Annotated in this window: 17 protein-coding genes; 16 read left to right on the top strand and 1 reads right to left on the bottom strand. The window is 70.9% G+C overall.

Going from position 1 to position 16,825, the window contains the following annotated elements; genetic code table 11:
- Positions 1–444 precede the first annotated feature (444 nt).
- The 3 genes from IF43_RS0134090 to nusB are packed head-to-tail and all read left to right on the top strand — an operon-like array spanning position 445 to position 2,612.
- The gene (locus tag IF43_RS0134090) at positions 445–1,551 is read left to right on the top strand and encodes an aminopeptidase P family protein (protein ID WP_030210201.1); all 1,107 of its coding nucleotides are present in this window, start codon (positions 445–447) and stop codon (positions 1,549–1,551) included.
- 60 nt (positions 1,552–1,611) lie between these two features.
- Positions 1,612–2,178, top strand: a complete 567-nt coding sequence (gene efp, locus IF43_RS0134085) for an elongation factor P (protein ID WP_030210198.1) — start codon at positions 1,612–1,614, stop codon at positions 2,176–2,178.
- Positions 2,179–2,180: 2 nt separating this feature from the next.
- The gene (gene nusB / locus IF43_RS0134080; protein ID WP_030210196.1) at positions 2,181–2,612 is read left to right on the top strand and encodes a transcription antitermination factor NusB; all 432 of its coding nucleotides are present in this window, start codon (positions 2,181–2,183) and stop codon (positions 2,610–2,612) included.
- A gap of 171 nt (positions 2,613–2,783) precedes the next feature.
- On the opposite strand, the gene bldD is transcribed toward nusB, so the two are convergent.
- On the bottom strand, positions 2,784–3,284 hold the full coding sequence (bldD, locus tag IF43_RS0134075) for a transcriptional regulator BldD (protein ID WP_030210194.1): 501 nt from the start codon (positions 3,282–3,284) through the stop codon (positions 2,784–2,786).
- A gap of 243 nt (positions 3,285–3,527) precedes the next feature.
- Here bldD and pyrR point away from each other — a divergent pair, with 243 nt between their 5' ends.
- From pyrR to IF43_RS40135, 13 genes are all read left to right on the top strand, one after another.
- Positions 3,528–4,100: a bifunctional pyr operon transcriptional regulator/uracil phosphoribosyltransferase PyrR gene (gene pyrR, locus IF43_RS0134070; RefSeq protein WP_030210191.1), complete on the top strand. Its 573-nt coding sequence runs from the start codon at positions 3,528–3,530 to the stop codon at positions 4,098–4,100.
- Positions 4,101–4,263: 163 nt separating this feature from the next.
- Positions 4,264–5,253 carry an aspartate carbamoyltransferase catalytic subunit gene (locus IF43_RS0134065; protein ID WP_030210188.1) on the top strand — a complete coding sequence of 330 codons (990 nt, stop codon included), beginning with the start codon at positions 4,264–4,266 and terminating at the stop codon, positions 5,251–5,253.
- A 2-nt stretch (positions 5,254–5,255) separates the two neighbouring features.
- Positions 5,256–6,542 carry a dihydroorotase gene (locus tag IF43_RS0134060; RefSeq protein ID WP_030210184.1) on the top strand — a complete coding sequence of 429 codons (1,287 nt, stop codon included), beginning with the start codon at positions 5,256–5,258 and terminating at the stop codon, positions 6,540–6,542.
- A complete protein-coding gene (locus tag IF43_RS0134055) occupies positions 6,539–7,120 on the top strand; it encodes a hypothetical protein (protein ID WP_030210181.1) in 582 nt (193 codons plus the stop codon). Before IF43_RS0134060 ends, IF43_RS0134055 begins: the two co-directional genes overlap by 4 nt.
- Entirely contained in the window at positions 7,117–8,259 is a 1,143-nt protein-coding gene (gene carA / locus IF43_RS0134050; RefSeq protein WP_030210173.1) for a glutamine-hydrolyzing carbamoyl-phosphate synthase small subunit, read from the top strand. The genes IF43_RS0134055 and carA overlap by 4 nt, the downstream gene beginning before the upstream one ends.
- The gene (gene carB, locus IF43_RS0134045; protein ID WP_030210170.1) at positions 8,252–11,560 is read left to right on the top strand and encodes a carbamoyl-phosphate synthase large subunit; all 3,309 of its coding nucleotides are present in this window, start codon (positions 8,252–8,254) and stop codon (positions 11,558–11,560) included. The genes carA and carB overlap by 8 nt, the downstream gene beginning before the upstream one ends.
- A gap of 97 nt (positions 11,561–11,657) precedes the next feature.
- Positions 11,658–12,770 carry a quinone-dependent dihydroorotate dehydrogenase gene (locus IF43_RS0134040; RefSeq protein ID WP_030210167.1) on the top strand — a complete coding sequence of 371 codons (1,113 nt, stop codon included), beginning with the start codon at positions 11,658–11,660 and terminating at the stop codon, positions 12,768–12,770.
- Positions 12,767–13,609 (top strand): orotidine-5'-phosphate decarboxylase, encoded by an 843-nt coding sequence (gene pyrF / locus IF43_RS0134035; protein WP_030210163.1) that lies wholly within the window; start codon positions 12,767–12,769, stop codon positions 13,607–13,609. Before IF43_RS0134040 ends, pyrF begins: the two co-directional genes overlap by 4 nt.
- A 240-nt stretch (positions 13,610–13,849) precedes the next feature.
- Positions 13,850–14,173, top strand: a complete 324-nt coding sequence (locus tag IF43_RS0134030; protein ID WP_030210160.1) for an integration host factor — start codon at positions 13,850–13,852, stop codon at positions 14,171–14,173.
- Between the two features lie 61 nt (positions 14,174–14,234).
- Entirely contained in the window at positions 14,235–14,798 is a 564-nt protein-coding gene (gene gmk, locus IF43_RS0134025) for a guanylate kinase (protein ID WP_030210157.1), read from the top strand.
- Between the two features lie 40 nt (positions 14,799–14,838).
- Positions 14,839–15,111: a DNA-directed RNA polymerase subunit omega gene (rpoZ, locus tag IF43_RS0134020; RefSeq protein WP_005319902.1), complete on the top strand. Its 273-nt coding sequence runs from the start codon at positions 14,839–14,841 to the stop codon at positions 15,109–15,111.
- Between the two features lie 206 nt (positions 15,112–15,317).
- Positions 15,318–16,520: a bifunctional phosphopantothenoylcysteine decarboxylase/phosphopantothenate--cysteine ligase CoaBC gene (coaBC, locus tag IF43_RS0134015; protein WP_030210150.1), complete on the top strand. Its 1,203-nt coding sequence runs from the start codon at positions 15,318–15,320 to the stop codon at positions 16,518–16,520.
- A gap of 197 nt (positions 16,521–16,717) precedes the next feature.
- On the top strand, positions 16,718–16,825 hold a 108-nt coding region (locus IF43_RS40135), incomplete at its 3' end, for an S-adenosylmethionine synthetase N-terminal domain-containing protein (RefSeq protein ID WP_158939665.1).

Below are 16,825 nucleotides of genomic sequence, written 5' to 3'. Positions count from 1 at the left end.
CCCCAGGGGTGGGCCTGCCGCTGGGGGCACCTCCCAGCGGTAGCTGGGGGAGGCCTGCAGGCCATGACGGGTCAAGAGGCGAGGGGACCCACACACCACCCCCTGGTGCCCTCACACCCCGGTGTGCTGATTGCAGCCCCTACCGCCGACGGCCGCGTCTTCCGCCGACCCGTGGGCCGTCCCGTGGTGTGTGGGTCCCCTCGGCGCTTGACAGGGGTGGCCTGCAGGCCCAGCGGCAGGCCCACCCCAAGGGCTTCGGGGCTTCGCCCGGGCCTGCGGCCCCCCTCGGCCCGGGCCTGCCTCCGGTCCAGCCTGCCACCCCCGTCAAGCGCCTCCCCCACACACCACGTGACGGCATTCCCGCTTCGAGGCGGGCTCCCGCCCCCGACACCGTCCGGACGCACTCCACAGGCGACAGCGGAAACAGACTCTTACCCTCAAAACATGTCAGAGGTGTACGCGGCCCGCCGTGACCTGATCCGTGACCGCTTCGCCGCAGCGGGCAGCTCCGCAGCACTCGTCTCCCGCCCGGCGAACGTGCGCTACCTCGCCGGAGCCGCGCCCAAGGGCGCCGTCCTCCTGCTCGGGCCCTCCGAGGACCTGCTGTTCTGCCGGGACACCCCCACCGGGGACCCCCAGGAGGGGCGCCTCGACGCCCACCTGCGCCTGAGCGTGCTGGACGGTCCCGGCGGCGACCCCGCGGTCGCGGCGGCCGACCACGCCCAGGCGGCTCGTGCCGACAGCCTCGCCGTGGAGGAGCACGACCTGACCGTCGCCCGCCACCGGGCCCTGCACTCGGTGGCCCCCCGGCTGCGGCTGGGCGACCTCGGCCACGCCGTCGAACAGCAGCGGCTGGTGAAGGACGAGGAGGAGATCGCCTGCCTGCGCATTGCGGCGGAGATCGCCGACCAGGCCCTGGGCGAGCTGCTGGAGTCCATCCTCGTCGGCCGGACCGAGCGGCACCTCGCGCTGGAGCTCGAGCGCCGGCTGGTCGACCACGGCGCGGACGGACCCGCCTTCCGCACCTCGGTGGCCACCGGCCCCAACTCCGGGCGCTCCGGGCACCGGCCCACCGACCGGCGCGTGGAGGAGGGCGACTTCCTCTCGGTGTGCCTGGGCGCCAACTACCGCGGCTACCGCTGCGAGATCGGCCGCACCTTCGTCATCGGCACCACCCCCGCGGAGTGGCAGATCGAGCTGTACGAGCTGGTGTTCGCGGCCCAGCGGGCGGGCCGTGAGGCCCTCACGCCAGGGGCGGCGTACCGGGACGTCGACCGGGCCGCACGCCACGTGATCGACGCGGCCGGACACGGTGAAGCGCTCGCGCCGTGCACGGGACACGGTGTCGGACTCGAAATCGACGAGGACCCGCAGCTCGCACCCGCCGCAATGGGTAAACTGGACGCTTGCGTGCCGGTCACCGTCGAACCTGGGGTCCACCTCCCGGGGCGGGGCGGAGTCCGGATCGATGACACGCTCGTCGTACGCCCCGAGGCGGACGGCGGACCCGAGCTACTCACCATTACGACCAAGGAGCTGCTCGCGCTCTAGCCCGGCACGCCGGGCGGGGGCCCGCACCCGTGGTCTTTCAGTCCAGGAGATTTGGCAACCGTGGCTTCCACGAACGACCTCAAGAACGGCATGGTGCTCAAGCTCGACGGGGGCCAGCTCTGGTCCGTCGTCGAGTTCCAGCACGTCAAGCCCGGCAAGGGCCCGGCCTTCGTGCGCACCAAGCTCAAGAACGTGCTGTCCGGCAAGGTCGTCGACAAGACCTTCAACGCGGGCGTCAAGGTCGACACGGCCACCATCGACCGCCGCGACATGCAGTTCTCCTACATGGACGGCGAGTACTTCGTCTTCATGGACATGGAGACCTACGACCAGCTGCACATCGACCGCAAGAACGTCGGCGACGCCGCCAACTTCCTGATCGAGGGCTTCACCGCCCAGGTCGCGCAGCACGAGGGCGAGGTGCTCTACGTCGAGCTCCCGGCGTCCGTCGAGCTGACCATCCAGCACACCGAGCCCGGCGTCCAGGGCGACCGCTCCACCGGTGGCACCAAGCCCGCCACCCTGGAGACCGGCCACGAGATCCAGGTCCCGCTCTTCATCACCACCGGTGAGAAGATCAAGGTCGACACCCGTGACAGCAGCTACCTCGGCCGGGTGAACAGCTAACCGTGGCTGCCCGCAGCAAGGCCCGCAAGCGCGCCTTCCAGATCCTCTTCGAGGCCGACCAGCGCGACGAGGGCGTGCAGACGGTACTCGCCGACTGGGTCCGGCACTCGCGCTCGGACGACCGGCAGCCGCCGGTCGCCGAGTACACGATGCAGCTGGTCGAGGGGTACGCCCAGCACGTGGCCCGGATCGACGAGCTCATCGCCACCTACGCGGTGGACTGGGACCTCGACCGGATGCCCGTCGCGGACCGGAACATCGTCCGCCTCGGCGCGTACGAGCTGATCTGGGAGGACGAGACCCCGGACGCCGTGTGCATCGACGAGGCCGTGCAGCTGGCCAAGGAGTTCTCCACGGACGACTCGCCGGCCTTCGTGAACGGCCTGCTGGGCCGCTTCAAGGACCTGAAGCCGAAGCTGCGCCGCGAGGCGTAGTGCCGTCGCTGGTCCGCGCACTTCGGAAGGGCTCGCAGCCATTGGCTGCGGGCCCTTCCGCGTCTCCCCGCCCCGGGCGGGGAACGCCGATGGGCCTGGCCCGAAGCTCTGCTTCGGGCCAGGCCCATCGGCGTTACGTTTCTGCGGCCCCTCACCGGGACCGCGGAGGGGCTACGCCTCCTCGTGCGTGACGGCGCGGCGCGCGTCCGCGTCCAGCACGCCCCAGCTGATCAGCTGCTCGGTGAGGACCGAGGGGGACTGGTCGTAGATGACGGCCAGGGTGCGCAGGTCGTCCTGGCGGATCGACAGCACCTTGCCGTTGTAGTCGCCGCGCTGGCTCTGGATGGTCGCCGCGTAGCGCTGCAGCGGGCCGGCCTTCTCCGCGGGGACGTGGGCCAGGCGCTCCAGGTCCAGGCGCAGCTTCGGCGGCGGCTCGGCGGCCCCGCCCGGGGTCGTGCCCGGCAGCAGTTCCTGCACCGGAACGCCGTAGAAGTCCGCGAGCTCGGCGAGCCGCTGGACGGTGACGGCGCGGTCCCCGCGCTCGTACGAGCCCACCACGACCGCCTTCCAGCGGCCCTGGGACTTCTCCTCGACACCGTGGAGGGAAAGGCCCTGCTGGGTGCGGATCGCACGGAGCTTGGCCCCGAGCTGTTTGGCGTATTCGCTGGACATAAGGCTCCCGGACGCTATGACGACGTGCGGCTCCGCCGCGCGGCTGGTAACTCACTGTGAGGTTACGCAGCGTTACGTGGATGCGTCAAGCCGAATGGCCGCGCCCCGCCCCACGCACGGGTGGTTCGCACCCGTGTCGCCGTCCCCGTGGCGCGATCAGCCCGGCGGCACTGATACGGTGGAGGAGCTACGACAGACGTCCTTTAAGTTCCGTCCAGTGAGGCGGAGAAGGAGGTCCTTTTCATGGACACGCACGCCACCGATGCGGCACGGCCGGTACTCGAGGCCTCCGACATCGCGCGGGTACTGACCCGCATCACCCACGAGATCGTCGAACGCGCCAAGGGCGCCGACGACGTGGTCCTCCTCGGCATCCCGACGCGGGGCGTCTTCCTCGCCCGCCGGATCGCCGCGAAGCTGGAGGAGATCACCGGCCGCAAGGTGCCGGTCGGCTCGCTCGACATCACCATGTACCGCGACGACCTGCGGATGAAGCCCGCCCGCGCGATGGGCCGCACCGAGATCCCCGTCGACACCCTCGACGGCCTCCTGGTCGTCCTCGTCGACGACGTCCTCTTCTCCGGCCGTACCATCCGCGCCGCCCTCGACGCCCTCGGCGACCTCGGCCGCCCCCGCGCCGTGCAGCTCGCCGTCCTCGTCGACCGCGGCCACCGCGAACTCCCGATCCGCGCCGACTACGTCGGCAAGAACCTCCCCACCTCGCTGCGCGAGACGGTCAAGGTCCAGCTCGACGAGGAGGACGGCCGCGACGCCGTGCTGCTCGGCCAGGGCCCGGCCGCGACGAACGGCCACTAGCCCTTCCGGGTGCCCGCGCGCCCGCCCGCACCGACGGGCCGGCGCACCGCCGGACACCCGGGCCCGCCCGGCCGGGACCACGTCCCGCGCCCGGCGCGCCTCCGGCCTGCCCGCCCCACCCCCGAGCCCGCCTCTCCTCCATCCGAGAACCCGGAGCACCCAGATGAAGCGCCACCTCATCTCGGCCGCCGACCTCACGCGCGACGACGCCGTCCTCATCCTCGACACCGCCGAGGAGATGGCCCGGACCGCCGACCGGCCGATCAAGAAGCTGCCCACCCTGCGCGGCCGCACGATCTGCAACCTCTTCTTCGAGGACTCCACCCGCACCCGGATCTCCTTCGAGGCCGCCGAGAAGCGCCTGTCCGCCGACGTGATCAACTTCGCGGCCAAGGGCTCCAGCGTCTCCAAGGGCGAGTCCCTCAAGGACACCGCCCAGACCCTGGAGGCCATGGGCGTGGACGCCGTGGTCATCCGCCACAGCGCCTCGGGCGCCCCCTACCGCCTGGCCACCTCCGGATGGATCGACGCCCCCGTCATCAACGCGGGCGACGGCACCCACCAGCACCCCACCCAGGCCCTGCTCGACGCCTTCACCATGCGCCGCCGCCTGATCGGCCCCGACGCCCTCGGCGAGGACCTGGCCGGCAAGCGCATCACGATCGTCGGCGACGTGCTGCACAGCCGGGTGGCCCGCTCGAACGTCGACCTGCTGCACACCCTCGGCGCCGAGGTCACCCTGGTGGCCCCGCCCACCCTGCTCCCGGTCGGCGTCGACACCTGGCCCTGCCAGGTCTCGTACGGCCTCGACGAGGTGCTGTCGAAGTCCGACGCCGTGATGATGCTGCGTGTGCAGCGCGAACGCATGAACGCCGCGTTCTTCCCGACCGAGCGCGAGTACACCCGCCGGTACGGGCTGGACGGCGCGCGCATGGCCAAGATGCCGGAGCACGCCGTCGTGATGCACCCCGGCCCGATGGTCCGCGGCATGGAGATCACCGCCGACGTCGCCGACTCCGACCGCTGCACGGTCATCGAGCAGGTCGCCAACGGCGTCTTCGTCCGGATGGCCGTCCTCTACCTGCTGCTCGGCGGCTCCGAGCCCGCCGTCACCACCCCGTCCCACGCCGCGCGCACCGAGGAGACCAAGTAACCATGAGCAAGATCCTGATCCGTGGCGCGAAGGTCCTCGGCGGCGAGGCGCAGGACGTCCTGATCGACGGCGAGACCATCGCCGCCGTGGGCACCGGCCTGTCGGCCGAGGGCGCGCAGGTCATCGAGGCGGAGGGCCAGATCCTGCTGCCCGGTCTGGTCGACCTCCACACGCACCTGCGCGAGCCCGGCCGCGAGGACTCCGAGACCGTCCTGACCGGCACCCGCGCCGCCGCGAGCGGCGGCTACACCGCGGTCTTCGCCATGGCCAACACCTTCCCCGTCGCCGACACCGCGGGCGTCGTCGAGCAGGTCTACCGCCTCGGCCAGGAGCACGGCTACTGCGACGTGCAGCCCATCGGCGCCGTCACCGTCGGCCTGGAGGGCAAGCAGCTCGCCGAGCTGGGCGCCATGCACGAGTCCGCCGCCAACGTGAAGGTGTTCTCCGACGACGGCAAGTGCGTCGACGACGCCGTGATCATGCGCCGCGCCCTGGAGTACGTGAAGGCCTTCGGCGGCGTCGTCGCCCAGCACGCCCAGGAGCCCCGGCTGACCGAGGGCGCCCAGATGAACGAGGGCACCGTCTCCGCCGAGCTGGGCCTGGGCGGCTGGCCGGCCGTCGCCGAGGAGTCGATCATCGCCCGCGACGTGCTGCTCGCCGAGCACGTCGGCTCCCGCGTCCACATCTGCCACCTGTCCACCGCCGGCTCCGTCGAGATCGTCCGCTGGGCCAAGTCCCGCGGCATCGACGTGACCGCCGAGGTCACCCCGCACCACCTGCTCCTCACCGACGAGCTGGTGCGCTCGTACAACCCGGTCTACAAGGTCAACCCGCCGCTGCGCACCGAGCGCGACGTCCTGGCCCTGCGCGAGGCCCTGGCCGACGGCACGATCGACATCGTCGCCACCGACCACGCCCCGCACCCGCACGAGGACAAGGACTGCGAGTGGGCCGCGGCCGCCATGGGCATGGTCGGCCTGGAGACGGCGCTGAGCGTGGTCCAGCAGACCATGGTCGAGACCGGCCTGCTCGACTGGGCCGGCGTCGCCGACCGCATGTCCGCCGCCCCGGCCCGCATCGGCCGCCTCGACGGCCACGGACGCCCCGTCTCGGCAGGTGAGCCCGCGAACATCACGCTGGTGGATCCTGCGTACCGTGGTGTCGTGGACCCCGCGCACTTCGCCTCCCGCAGCCGCAACACGCCCTACGAGGGCCGCGAGCTGCCGGGTCGCGTCACCTACACCTTCCTGCGGGGCCGGGCAACGGTCGTGGACGGGAACCTCGCGTGACACCTGCAGCAATCCATCTGGCCGCACAGGCGGCCGAACGTGAGTCGGCGAAGGTGACGGACTGGGGCGCACGCATCGCGTGGGTCCTCGGCCTCCTGGTCTTCATCGCGTTCGTCTACTGGCTGATGCGCCAGGGCTGGAAGTGGCGCGGCACGCTCCAGGGCGACCTGCCCGAGCTGCCCGCCGCTCCCGACGGGCTGCCGGCACACCGGCTCGCCCTCACCGGCCGGTACCACGGGTCGACCACGGCGGGCCAGTGGCTGGACCGCATCGTGGCGCACGGCCTCGGGGTCCGCAGCCGCGTCGAGCTCACCCTCACCGACGCGGGCCTGGACGTGGTCCGTCCGGGTGCCACCGACTTCTTCGTACCCGCCGGGCAACTGCGCGGCGCCCGCCTCGACAAGGGAATCGCGGGCAAGGTACTGACCGAGGGCGGTCTGCTGGTCGTCACATGGGCGCACGGCGACAAGCTGATCGACTCCGGATTCCGCTCCGACCGCGCGGCCGAGCACGCCGCCTGGGTCGAAGCCATCAACTCCATGAACCAATCCACCACGACGGAAGGCGCCGAACGATGACGACCTCCACCAGGGGAGCCGTGAAAACTCCCGCCGTACTCGTCCTGGAAGACGGCCGCATCTTCCGCGGACGCGCCTACGGGGCCGTGGGGGAGACCTTCGGCGAGGCCGTGTTCTCCACCGGCATGACCGGCTACCAGGAGACCCTGACCGACCCCTCGTACCACCGCCAGGTCGTCGTGATGACCGCCCCGCACGTGGGCAACACCGGTGTCAACGACGAGGACCCCGAGTCCGGCCGCATCTGGGTGTCCGGCTACGTGGTCCGCGACCCCGCCCGCAAGCCCTCCAACTGGCGCTCCCGCCGCTCCCTCGACGAGGAGCTCGCCGCCCAGGGCGTCGTGGGCATCTCCGGCATCGACACCCGGGCCCTGACCCGCCACCTGCGCGAGCGCGGCGCGATGCGCGTCGGCATCTTCTCCGGCACGGCCGTCGCCGACGACGCGGCGCTGCTGGCGAAGGTCCAGGAGCAGCCGCAGATGAAGGGCGCGAACCTCTCCGCCGAGGTCGCCACCAAGGAGGCGTACGTCGTCCCCGCGATCGGCGAGAAGCGCTTCACCGTCGCCGCCGTCGACCTCGGCATCAAGGGCATGACCCCGCACCGCATGGCGGAGCGCGGCATCGAGGTGCACGTCCTGCCCGCCACCGCGACCGCCGAGGAGGTCTACGCGGTCCAGCCGGACGGCGTCTTCTTCTCCAACGGCCCCGGCGACCCGGCCACCGCCGACCACCCGGTCTCCGTCATGCAGGCCGTCCTGGAGCGCAGGACCCCGCTCTTCGGCATCTGCTTCGGCAACCAGATCCTCGGCCGCGCGCTCGGCTTCGGCACGTACAAGCTGAAGTACGGCCACCGCGGCATCAACCAGCCGGTGCAGGACCGCACGACCGGCAAGGTCGAGGTCACCGCCCACAACCACGGATTCGCCGTCGACGCCCCGCTCGACAAGGTCTCCGACACCCCCTACGGCCGCGCCGAGGTCTCCCACGTCTGCCTGAACGACGACGTGGTGGAGGGCCTCCAGCTGCTCGACCAGCCGGCCTTCAGCGTCCAGTACCACCCCGAGGCGGCCGCGGGCCCGCACGACGCCGCGTACCTCTTCGACCGCTTCGTATCCCTGATGGAGGCCGAGCGTGCCTAAGCGCACCGATATCCAGTCCGTCCTGGTCATCGGCTCCGGCCCGATCGTCATCGGCCAGGCCGCCGAGTTCGACTACTCCGGCACCCAGGCCTGCCGCATCCTCAAGGCCGAGGGCCTGCGGGTCATCCTGGTCAACTCCAACCCCGCGACGATCATGACCGACCCGGAGATCGCCGACGCGACGTACGTCGAGCCGATCACCCCCGAGTTCGTCGAGAAGATCATCGCCAAGGAGCGCCCCGACGCCCTCCTGCCCACCCTGGGCGGTCAGACCGCGCTCAACACGGCCATCTCCATGCACGAGCAGGGCGTGCTGGAGAAGTACAACGTCGAGCTGATCGGCGCCAACGTCGAGGCCATCAACAAGGGCGAGGACCGCGACCTCTTCAAGGAGGTCGTCGAGGAGGTCCGCCGGAAGATCGGCCACGGCGAGTCCGCCCGCTCGGTCATCTGCCACTCGATGGAGGACGTCCTCAAGGGCGTCGACACGCTCGGCGGCTACCCGGTCGTCGTGCGCCCCTCCTTCACCATGGGCGGCGCCGGCTCCGGCTTCGCCCACGACGAGGAGGAGCTGCGCCGCATCGCCGGCCAGGGCCTGACGCTCTCCCCGACCACCGAGGTGCTCCTGGAGGAGTCCATCCTCGGCTGGAAGGAGTACGAGCTCGAGCTGATGCGCGACAAGGCCGACAACGTCGTGGTCGTCTGCTCCATCGAGAACTTCGACCCGATGGGCGTCCACACCGGCGACTCCATCACCGTCGCCCCCTCGATGACCCTGACCGACCGCGAGTACCAGCGGCTGCGCGACATCGGCATCGCGATCATCCGCGAGGTCGGCGTCGACACCGGCGGCTGCAACATCCAGTTCGCGGTCAACCCGGTCGACGGCCGCATCATCGTCATCGAGATGAACCCGCGCGTCTCCCGCTCGTCCGCCCTCGCCTCCAAGGCCACCGGCTTCCCGATCGCGAAGATCGCGGCCAAGCTCGCCGTCGGCTACACGCTGGACGAGATCCCGAACGACATCACCGAGAAGACGCCGGCCTCCTTCGAGCCGACCCTCGACTACGTCGTCGTCAAGGCCCCGCGCTTCGCCTTCGAGAAGTTCCCGCTGGCCGACGCCACCCTCACCACCACCATGAAGTCGGTGGGCGAGGCCATGGCCATCGGCCGCAACTTCACCGAGGCCCTCCAGAAGGCCCTGCGCTCCCTGGAGAAGAAGGGCTCCCAGTTCACCTTCGTCGGCGAGCCCGGCGACAAGGAGGAGCTGCTGCGCCTCGCGGTGCGCCCGACCGACGGCCGCATCAACACCGTCATGCAGGCCATCCGCGCCGGCGCCACCGAGGAGGAGGTGTTCGAGGCCACCAAGATCGACCCGTGGTTCGTCGACCAGCTCTTCCTCATCAAGGAGACCGCCGACGAGCTCGCCGGCGCCGAGAAGCTCGGCCCCGAGCTGCTCGCCGAGGCCAAGCGCCACGGCTTCTCCGACGCCCAGATCGCCGAGATCCGCGGTCTGCGCGAGGACGTCGTCCGCGAGGTCCGCCACGCCCTCGGCGTCCGCCCGGTCTACAAGACGGTCGACACCTGCGCCGCCGAGTTCGCGGCGAAGACCCCGTACTTCTACTCGTCCTACGACGAGGAGTCCGAGGTCGCGCCCCGCGAGAAGCCCGCGGTGATCATCCTGGGCTCCGGCCCGAACCGCATCGGCCAGGGCATCGAGTTCGACTACTCCTGCGTCCACGCCTCCTTCGCGCTCAGCGACGCGGGCTACGAGACCGTGATGGTCAACTGCAACCCGGAGACCGTCTCCACCGACTACGACACCTCCGACCGCCTGTACTTCGAGCCGCTCACGCTCGAGGACGTGCTGGAGATCGTGCACGCCGAGTCCCTGGCAGGCCCGATCGCGGGCGTCGTGGTCCAGCTCGGCGGCCAGACCCCGCTCGGCCTGGCCCAGGCCCTGAAGGACAACGGCGTGCCGGTCGTGGGCACCTCCCCGGAGGCCATCCACGCCGCCGAGGACCGCGGGGCGTTCGGCCGCGTCCTGCTGGAGGCGGGCCTGCCCGCCCCCAAGCACGGCACCGCCACCACGTTCGCCGGCGCGAAGGCCATCGCCGACGAGATCGGCTACCCGGTCCTCGTGCGCCCCTCGTACGTGCTCGGCGGCCGCGGCATGGAGATCGTCTACGACGAGGCGCGCCTGGAGTCGTACATCGCCGAGTCCACGGAGATCTCCCCGACCCGCCCGGTGCTGGTCGACCGCTTCCTCGACGACGCGATCGAGATCGACGTCGACGCCCTCTACGACGGCACCGAGCTCTACCTCGGCGGCGTCATGGAGCACATCGAGGAGGCCGGCATCCACTCCGGCGACTCGGCCTGCGCGCTGCCCCCGATCACCCTCGGCGGCTACGACATCAAGCGCCTGCGCGCCTCCACCGAGGCGATCGCCAAGGGCGTCGGCGTCCGCGGACTGATCAACATCCAGTTCGCGATGGCCGGCGACATCCTCTACGTGCTGGAGGCCAACCCGCGCGCCTCCCGTACCGTGCCCTTCACCTCGAAGGCCACCGCGGTGCCGCTCGCGAAGGCCGCCGCCCGCATCTCGCTCGGCGCGACCATCGCCGAGCTGCGCGCCGAGGGGCTGCTGCCGAAGGCCGGCGACGGCGGCACCCTGCCGCTGGACGCGCCGATCTCCGTCAAGGAGGCCGTGATGCCGTGGAGCCGCTTCCGCGACATCCAGGGCCGCGGCGTGGACACCGTCCTCGGCCCGGAGATGCGCTCCACCGGCGAGGTCATGGGCATCGACTCGGTCTTCGGCACGGCGTACGCCAAGTCGCAGGCCGGCGCCTACGGCCCGCTGCCGACCAAGGGCCGCGCGTTCATCTCCGTCGCCAACCGCGACAAGCGTTCGATGATCTTCCCGGCCCGCGAGCTGGTCGCCCACGGCTTCGAGCTGCTCGCGACCTCCGGCACCGCCGAGGTGCTGCGCCGCAACGGCATCAACGCCACCGTGGTGCGCAAGCTCAGCGAGGGCGAGGGCCCGAACGGCGAGAAGACCATCGTCCAGCTCATCCACGACGGTCAGGTCGACCTCATCGTGAACACCCCGTACGGCACCGGCGGCCGCCTCGACGGCTACGAGATCCGTACGGCGGCGGTCTCCCGCGGCGTCCCGTGCCTGACCACGGTCCAGGCGCTCGCCGCGGCCGTCCAGGGCATCGACGCGCTCAACCACGGTGACGTGGGCGTGCGCTCGCTGCAGGAGCACGCGGAGCACCTGACCGCGGCCCGCGACTAGTAGCCCGTACGAGAGGGGGGCACCGGCGATCGACCGGTGTCCCCCCTTTCATGAGGTCCTTTCGAGCGCACAAGGGATTCAAGGGATAAATCGGACGATGTACAAGCTGTTCTTCAACCTGGTCTTCAAGCGGATGGACGCCGAGCGGGCCCACTACACGGCCTTCCGCTGGATCCGTCTCGCGGCCCGCACCCCGGTCCTGCGCACGTTCGTCGCGGCCTACCTCGCGCCCCGGTACGAGGAGCTGCGCACGGAGGCCCTGGGCCTGCGCATGCACGGCCCCTTCGGCCTCGCCGCCGGCTTCGACAAGAACGCCGTCGCCATCGACGGCATGTCCATGCTCGGCTTCGACCACGTCGAGATCGGCACGGTCACCGGCCAGGCCCAGCCCGGCAACCCCAAGAAGCGGCTGTTCCGCCTGGTCCCGGACCGCGCCCTGATCAACCGCATGGGCTTCAACAACGAGGGCTCCGAGGCCGTCGCGGCCCGCCTGGCGGCCCGGAAGCCGGTCTTCAAGACGGTCGTCGGCGTCAACATCGGCAAGACCAAGGTCGTGCCCGAGGCCGAGGCCGCCGCCGACTACGTGCTCTCCACCGAGCGGCTCGCCCGGCACGCCGACTACCTCGTCGTCAACGTGTCCTCGCCCAACACCCCCGGCCTGCGCAACCTCCAGGCCACCGAGTCCCTGCGCCCGCTGCTGACCGCCGTCCGCGCGGCCGCCGACCGCAGCGTCCCCGGCCGCCGGGTCCCGCTGCTCGTCAAGATCGCCCCCGACCTCGCCGACGAGGACGTGGACGCGGTCGCCGACCTCGCCCTGGAGCTGGGCCTGGACGGCATCATCGCCACGAACACCACCATCGCCCGCGAGGGCCTGGGCCTGAAGTCCTCCCCGGACCTGGTCAAGGAGGCCGGCGGACTGTCCGGGGCCCCGGTCAAGGAGCGCTCCCTGGAGGTCCTGCGCCGCCTGTACGCCCGGGTCGGTGACCGGATCGTCCTGATCGGTGTCGGCGGCATCGAGAACGCCGAGGACGCCTGGCAGCGGATCCTGGCCGGCGCCACCCTGGTCCAGGGCTACAGCGCCTTCATCTACGAGGGCCCCTGCTACGCCCGCGCCATCCACAAGGGCCTGGCGGCCCGCCTGGCCGCCAGTCCGTACGCCACGCTCGCCGACGCGGTCGGCGCCGAGACCCGAAAGGCTGCCGCCTCGTGACCATCTCCTTCGGCACCCGCCTGCGCTCCGCCATGGACGAGCGGGGCCCGCTGTGCGTGGGCATCGACCCGCACGCCGCCCTGCTGGCCTCTTGGGGCCTGGACGACGACGTCAAGGGCCTGGAGGCGTTCTCCCGCACCGTCGTGGAGGCGCTGGCCGACTCGGTGGCCGTCTTCAAGCCGCAGGCCGCCTTCTTCGAGCGGTTCGGCTCCCGCGGGCTCGCGGTCCTGGAGCGCACCGTCGCCGAGGCCCGGGCCGCGGGCACCCTGGTGGTCATGGACGCCAAGCGCGGCGACATCGGCTCGACGATGGCCGCGTACGCCGAGGCCTTCCTGCGCCCGGACTCCCCGCTGTTCTCCGACGCCCTCACCGTCACCCCGTACCTGGGCTACGGCTCCCTGAAGCCGGCCGCGGACCTCGCGCGCGAGTCGGGCGCCGGGCTCTTCGTCCTCGCGCTGACCTCCAACCCGGAGGGTGCCGAGGTGCAGCGGGCGGTCCGCGAGGACGGCCTGACCATCGGCGCCACCATGCTGAAGCACCTGGCCGAGGAGAACGCGGGCGCCGAGCCCATGGGGTCCTTCGGCGCGGTCGTCGGAGCCACCCTGGGCGACCTGTCCTCCTTCGACCTGGACATCAACGGCCCCCTGCTCGCCCCGGGCATCGGCGCCCAGGGCGCCACCGCGGCCGATCTGCCGGCCGTCTTCGGCGCCGCGGTGCGCAACGTCGTCCCGAACGTCTCGCGGGGGGTCCTCACGTACGGTCCCGACGTGGACGCGCTGCGCTCGGCCGCGGCCCGGTTCGCCGCCGAGATCCGCGAGGCCGTCTCCGCGGCGCGGTGAGATGTGACGAACTCGCAGGTCGGTAGCCGGACAAAACCGGGGTGATTTGTCCTCGATGTACGGTTCAGTGGAGGCTGACCAGGACTTTTCGTCCGTTCTCGCTGACTGGAGCGGTCTTGGCCGCTAGTCTCCCGACCAGAGCCAACGTGCACATCCGTTGTTCGTAGCTCTCCCGGTGTGGTGCCTTCCGGTTCCCCACCGGTCCGTATCCGACAGTTCGACATCCGAGGTGACGTAGGCGTGGCTCTTCCGCCCCTTACCCCTGAACAGCGCGCAGCCGCGCTCGAAAAGGCCGCCGCGGCTCGCCGGGAGCGGGCCGAGGTGAAGAATCGACTCAAGCACTCCGGCGCCTCGCTCCACGAGGTCATCAAGCAGGGCCAGGAGAACGACGTCATCGGCAAGATGAAGGTCTCCGCCCTGCTCGAGTCCCTTCCCGGCGTCGGCAAGGTCCGCGCCAAGCAGATCATGGAGCGGCTCGGCATTTCCGAGAGCCGCCGTGTCCGAGGTCTCGGGACGAACCAGATCGCCTCCCTGGAGCGTGAGTTCGGCGTCTCCGGCTCCTGACCGGGTCGCTCGGAGGCCTCCCGTGTTCCCAGGCGCTCCTGAGAACCGGGATAATCGCTCCATGGCAGCAGAGGTTCGTCCGCGGCTGACCGTGCTCTCCGGCCCCTCCGGGGTCGGCAAGAGCACGGTCGTCGCGCATATGCGCAAGGTCCACCCCGAGGTATGGCTCTCGGTGTCGGCCACCACCCGCAAGCCGCGACCCGGTGAGCGGCACGGTGTCCACTACTTCTTCGTCAGCGACGACGAGTTCGACAAGCTCGTCGCCAACGGCGAACTGCTGGAGTGGGCCGAGTTCGCGGGCAACCGGTACGGCACCCCCCGGGCCGCCGTCGTCGAGCGGCTGGAGGCCGGCGAGCCGGTGCTCCTGGAGATCGATCTCCAGGGCGCCCGGCTCGTGCGCGAGTCCATGCCGGAGGCGCAGCTGGTCTTCCTGGCCCCACCGAGCTGGGAGGAACTGGTCCGCCGGCTCACCGGCCGCGGCACCGAGGCCCCCGAGGTCATCGAGCGCCGTCTGGAAGCCGCCAAGGTCGAGCTCGCCGCCGAATCCGAGTTCGACACGACCCTTGTCAACACCTCCGTCGAGGACGTAGCGCGTGAGCTGCTAGCCTTGATGGAAGTTGTTTGATCGTTTGTTTGATCTTTTACCCATCTTCGGAAGGTAGAGCGTGTCCTCTTCCATCACCGCGCCCGAGGGCATCATCAACCCGCCGATCGACGAGCTGCTCGAGGCAACCGACTCGAAGTACAGCCTCGTGATCTACGCGGCCAAGCGTGCGCGTCAGATCAACGCGTACTACTCCCAGCTCGGTGAGGGCCTGCTCGAGTACGTCGGCCCCCTGGTGGACACCCACGTCCACGAGAAGCCGCTGTCGATCGCCCTGCGCGAGATCAACGCCGGTCTGCTGACCTCCGAGGCCATCGAGGGCCCGGCCCAGTAAGCCCCGCGGCACCACACGGAGCATCTTCACCACAGGCCCGGCAGCGCGACTGCCGGGCCTGTGGTGTGTCATGGACGCGGACGCGCGCGCAGTTCGGGCGCGGGCGGAGCGGACACAGCAACAGAGCAGCAGAGCACCAGACCAACAGTGCAACAGTCCGGACAGAGCAGATCGTGCGGACTGGGATGCCGGGGAGCGGAGACGCAGTGGACAAGCCGAAGGTCGTCCTGGGGGTCAGCGGCGGCATCGCCGCCTACAAGGCGTGCGAGCTGCTGCGCCGGCTGACCGAGTCGGGGCACCACGTCAGGGTGGTTCCCACCGCCTCGGCCCTGAACTTCGTCGGGGAGGCCACCTGGTCGGCGCTGTCCGGCAACCCGGTCTCCACCGAGGTCTGGGACGCCGTCCACGAGGTCCCGCACGTGCGCATCGGCCAGGGCGCCGACCTGGTGGTCGTGGCCCCCGCCACCGCCGACATGCTGGCCAAGGCCGCCCACGGGCTGGCCGACGACCTGCTGACCAACACCCTCCTGACCGCCCGCTGCCCCGTGGTCTTCGCCCCCGCGATGCACACCGAGATGTGGGAGCACCCCGCCACCCAGGAGAACGTGGCCACCCTGCGCCGCCGCGGCGCCGTGGTCATCGAGCCCGCCGTCGGCCGCCTGACCGGCGTCGACACCGGCAAGGGCCGGCTGCCGGACCCCGAGGAGATCTTCGAGGTCTGTCGCAGGGTGCTCGACCGCGGGACCGCCGAGCCCGACCTGCGGGGCCGGCACGTCGTCATCAGCGCCGGCGGCACGCGCGAGCCGCTGGACCCGGTCCGCTTCCTGGGCAACCGCTCGTCCGGCAAGCAGGGCTACGCCCTGGCCCGTACGGCGGTGGCGCGCGGCGCCCGCGTCACGCTCGTCGCGGCGAACACCGCGCTGGCGGACCCGGCCGGGGTCGACGTGGTCCGGGTCGGGACCGCCGTACAGCTGCGGGAGGCGGTGCTCAAGGCCGCTGCGGACGCGGACGCGGTGGTGATGGCGGCCGCCGTAGCCGATTTCCGGCCAGCCGCGTACGCCGAGGGAAAGATCAAGAAGAAGGACGGGGAAGAGCCGGCTCCGGTCGAGCTGGTCCGCAATCCGGACGTCCTCGCGGAGATTTCCGCGGACCGCGCACGGCCCGGCCAGGTCGTCGTCGGATTCGCCGCCGAAACGGACAACGTGCTCGCGAACGGCTGGGCCAAGCTCCGCCGCAAGAAGTGCGATCTTCTTGTCGTCAATGAGGTCGGAGCCACCAAGACCTTTGGTTCGGAGGAGAACGAAGCCGTCATCCTCTCTTCTGATGGCGGAGAATCGCCGGTACCCTATGGTCCCAAGGAGTCCCTCGCTGACCGCATCTGGGACCTCGTGGCGCCGCGACTCGCCTGAGGAACGGCTCTTGTTCCACGCGTCGGACCTACGTCACAATGGAGTGCCGCAGGTCACAGCCCTCCCATTTGGCGAGACGCGTGGTCCGGGCCGCGGAAGCGCCCGATAAGCTAGAACCGGATCCCGGTCGGGCGCAGCCCCCGGACGAGGTCCGCGAAACCATTCAGCCAGCAGCCGCTGCAACCCCAGGGAGCGATGTGTCCCGCCGCCTGTTCACCTCGGAGTCCGTGACCGAGGGCCACCCCGACAAGATCGCTGACCAGATCAGCGACACGATCCTCGACGCGCTTCTCGCCGAGGACCCG

It is taken from the genome of Streptomyces sp. NRRL S-87 (assembly GCF_000719335.1).
Lineage (GTDB): Bacteria > Actinomycetota > Actinomycetes > Streptomycetales > Streptomycetaceae > Streptomyces.
Note: the sequence above shows the minus strand (reverse complement) of the source record. Positions and strands in the feature narration are given on the sequence as shown.

What these genes read in the sequence shown, in the direction of transcription:
- IF43_RS0134065 (WP_030210188.1), top strand. Translation starts at nt 4,264, where the DNA reads ATGAAGCGCCACCTCATCTCGGCCGCCGACCTCACGCGCGACGACGCC.
- gmk (WP_030210157.1), top strand. Translation starts at nt 14,235, where the DNA reads ATGGCAGCAGAGGTTCGTCCGCGGCTGACCGTGCTCTCCGGCCCCTCC.
- IF43_RS0134060 (WP_030210184.1), top strand. Translation starts at nt 5,256, where the DNA reads ATGAGCAAGATCCTGATCCGTGGCGCGAAGGTCCTCGGCGGCGAGGCG.
- bldD (WP_030210194.1), bottom strand. Translation starts at nt 3,284, where the DNA reads ATGTCCAGCGAATACGCCAAACAGCTCGGGGCCAAGCTCCGTGCGATC.
- IF43_RS0134090 (WP_030210201.1), top strand. Translation starts at nt 445, where the DNA reads ATGTCAGAGGTGTACGCGGCCCGCCGTGACCTGATCCGTGACCGCTTC.
- pyrR (WP_030210191.1), top strand. Translation starts at nt 3,528, where the DNA reads ATGGACACGCACGCCACCGATGCGGCACGGCCGGTACTCGAGGCCTCC.
- IF43_RS0134040 (WP_030210167.1), top strand. Translation starts at nt 11,658, where the DNA reads ATGTACAAGCTGTTCTTCAACCTGGTCTTCAAGCGGATGGACGCCGAG.
- carA (WP_030210173.1), top strand. Translation starts at nt 7,117, where the DNA reads ATGACGACCTCCACCAGGGGAGCCGTGAAAACTCCCGCCGTACTCGTC.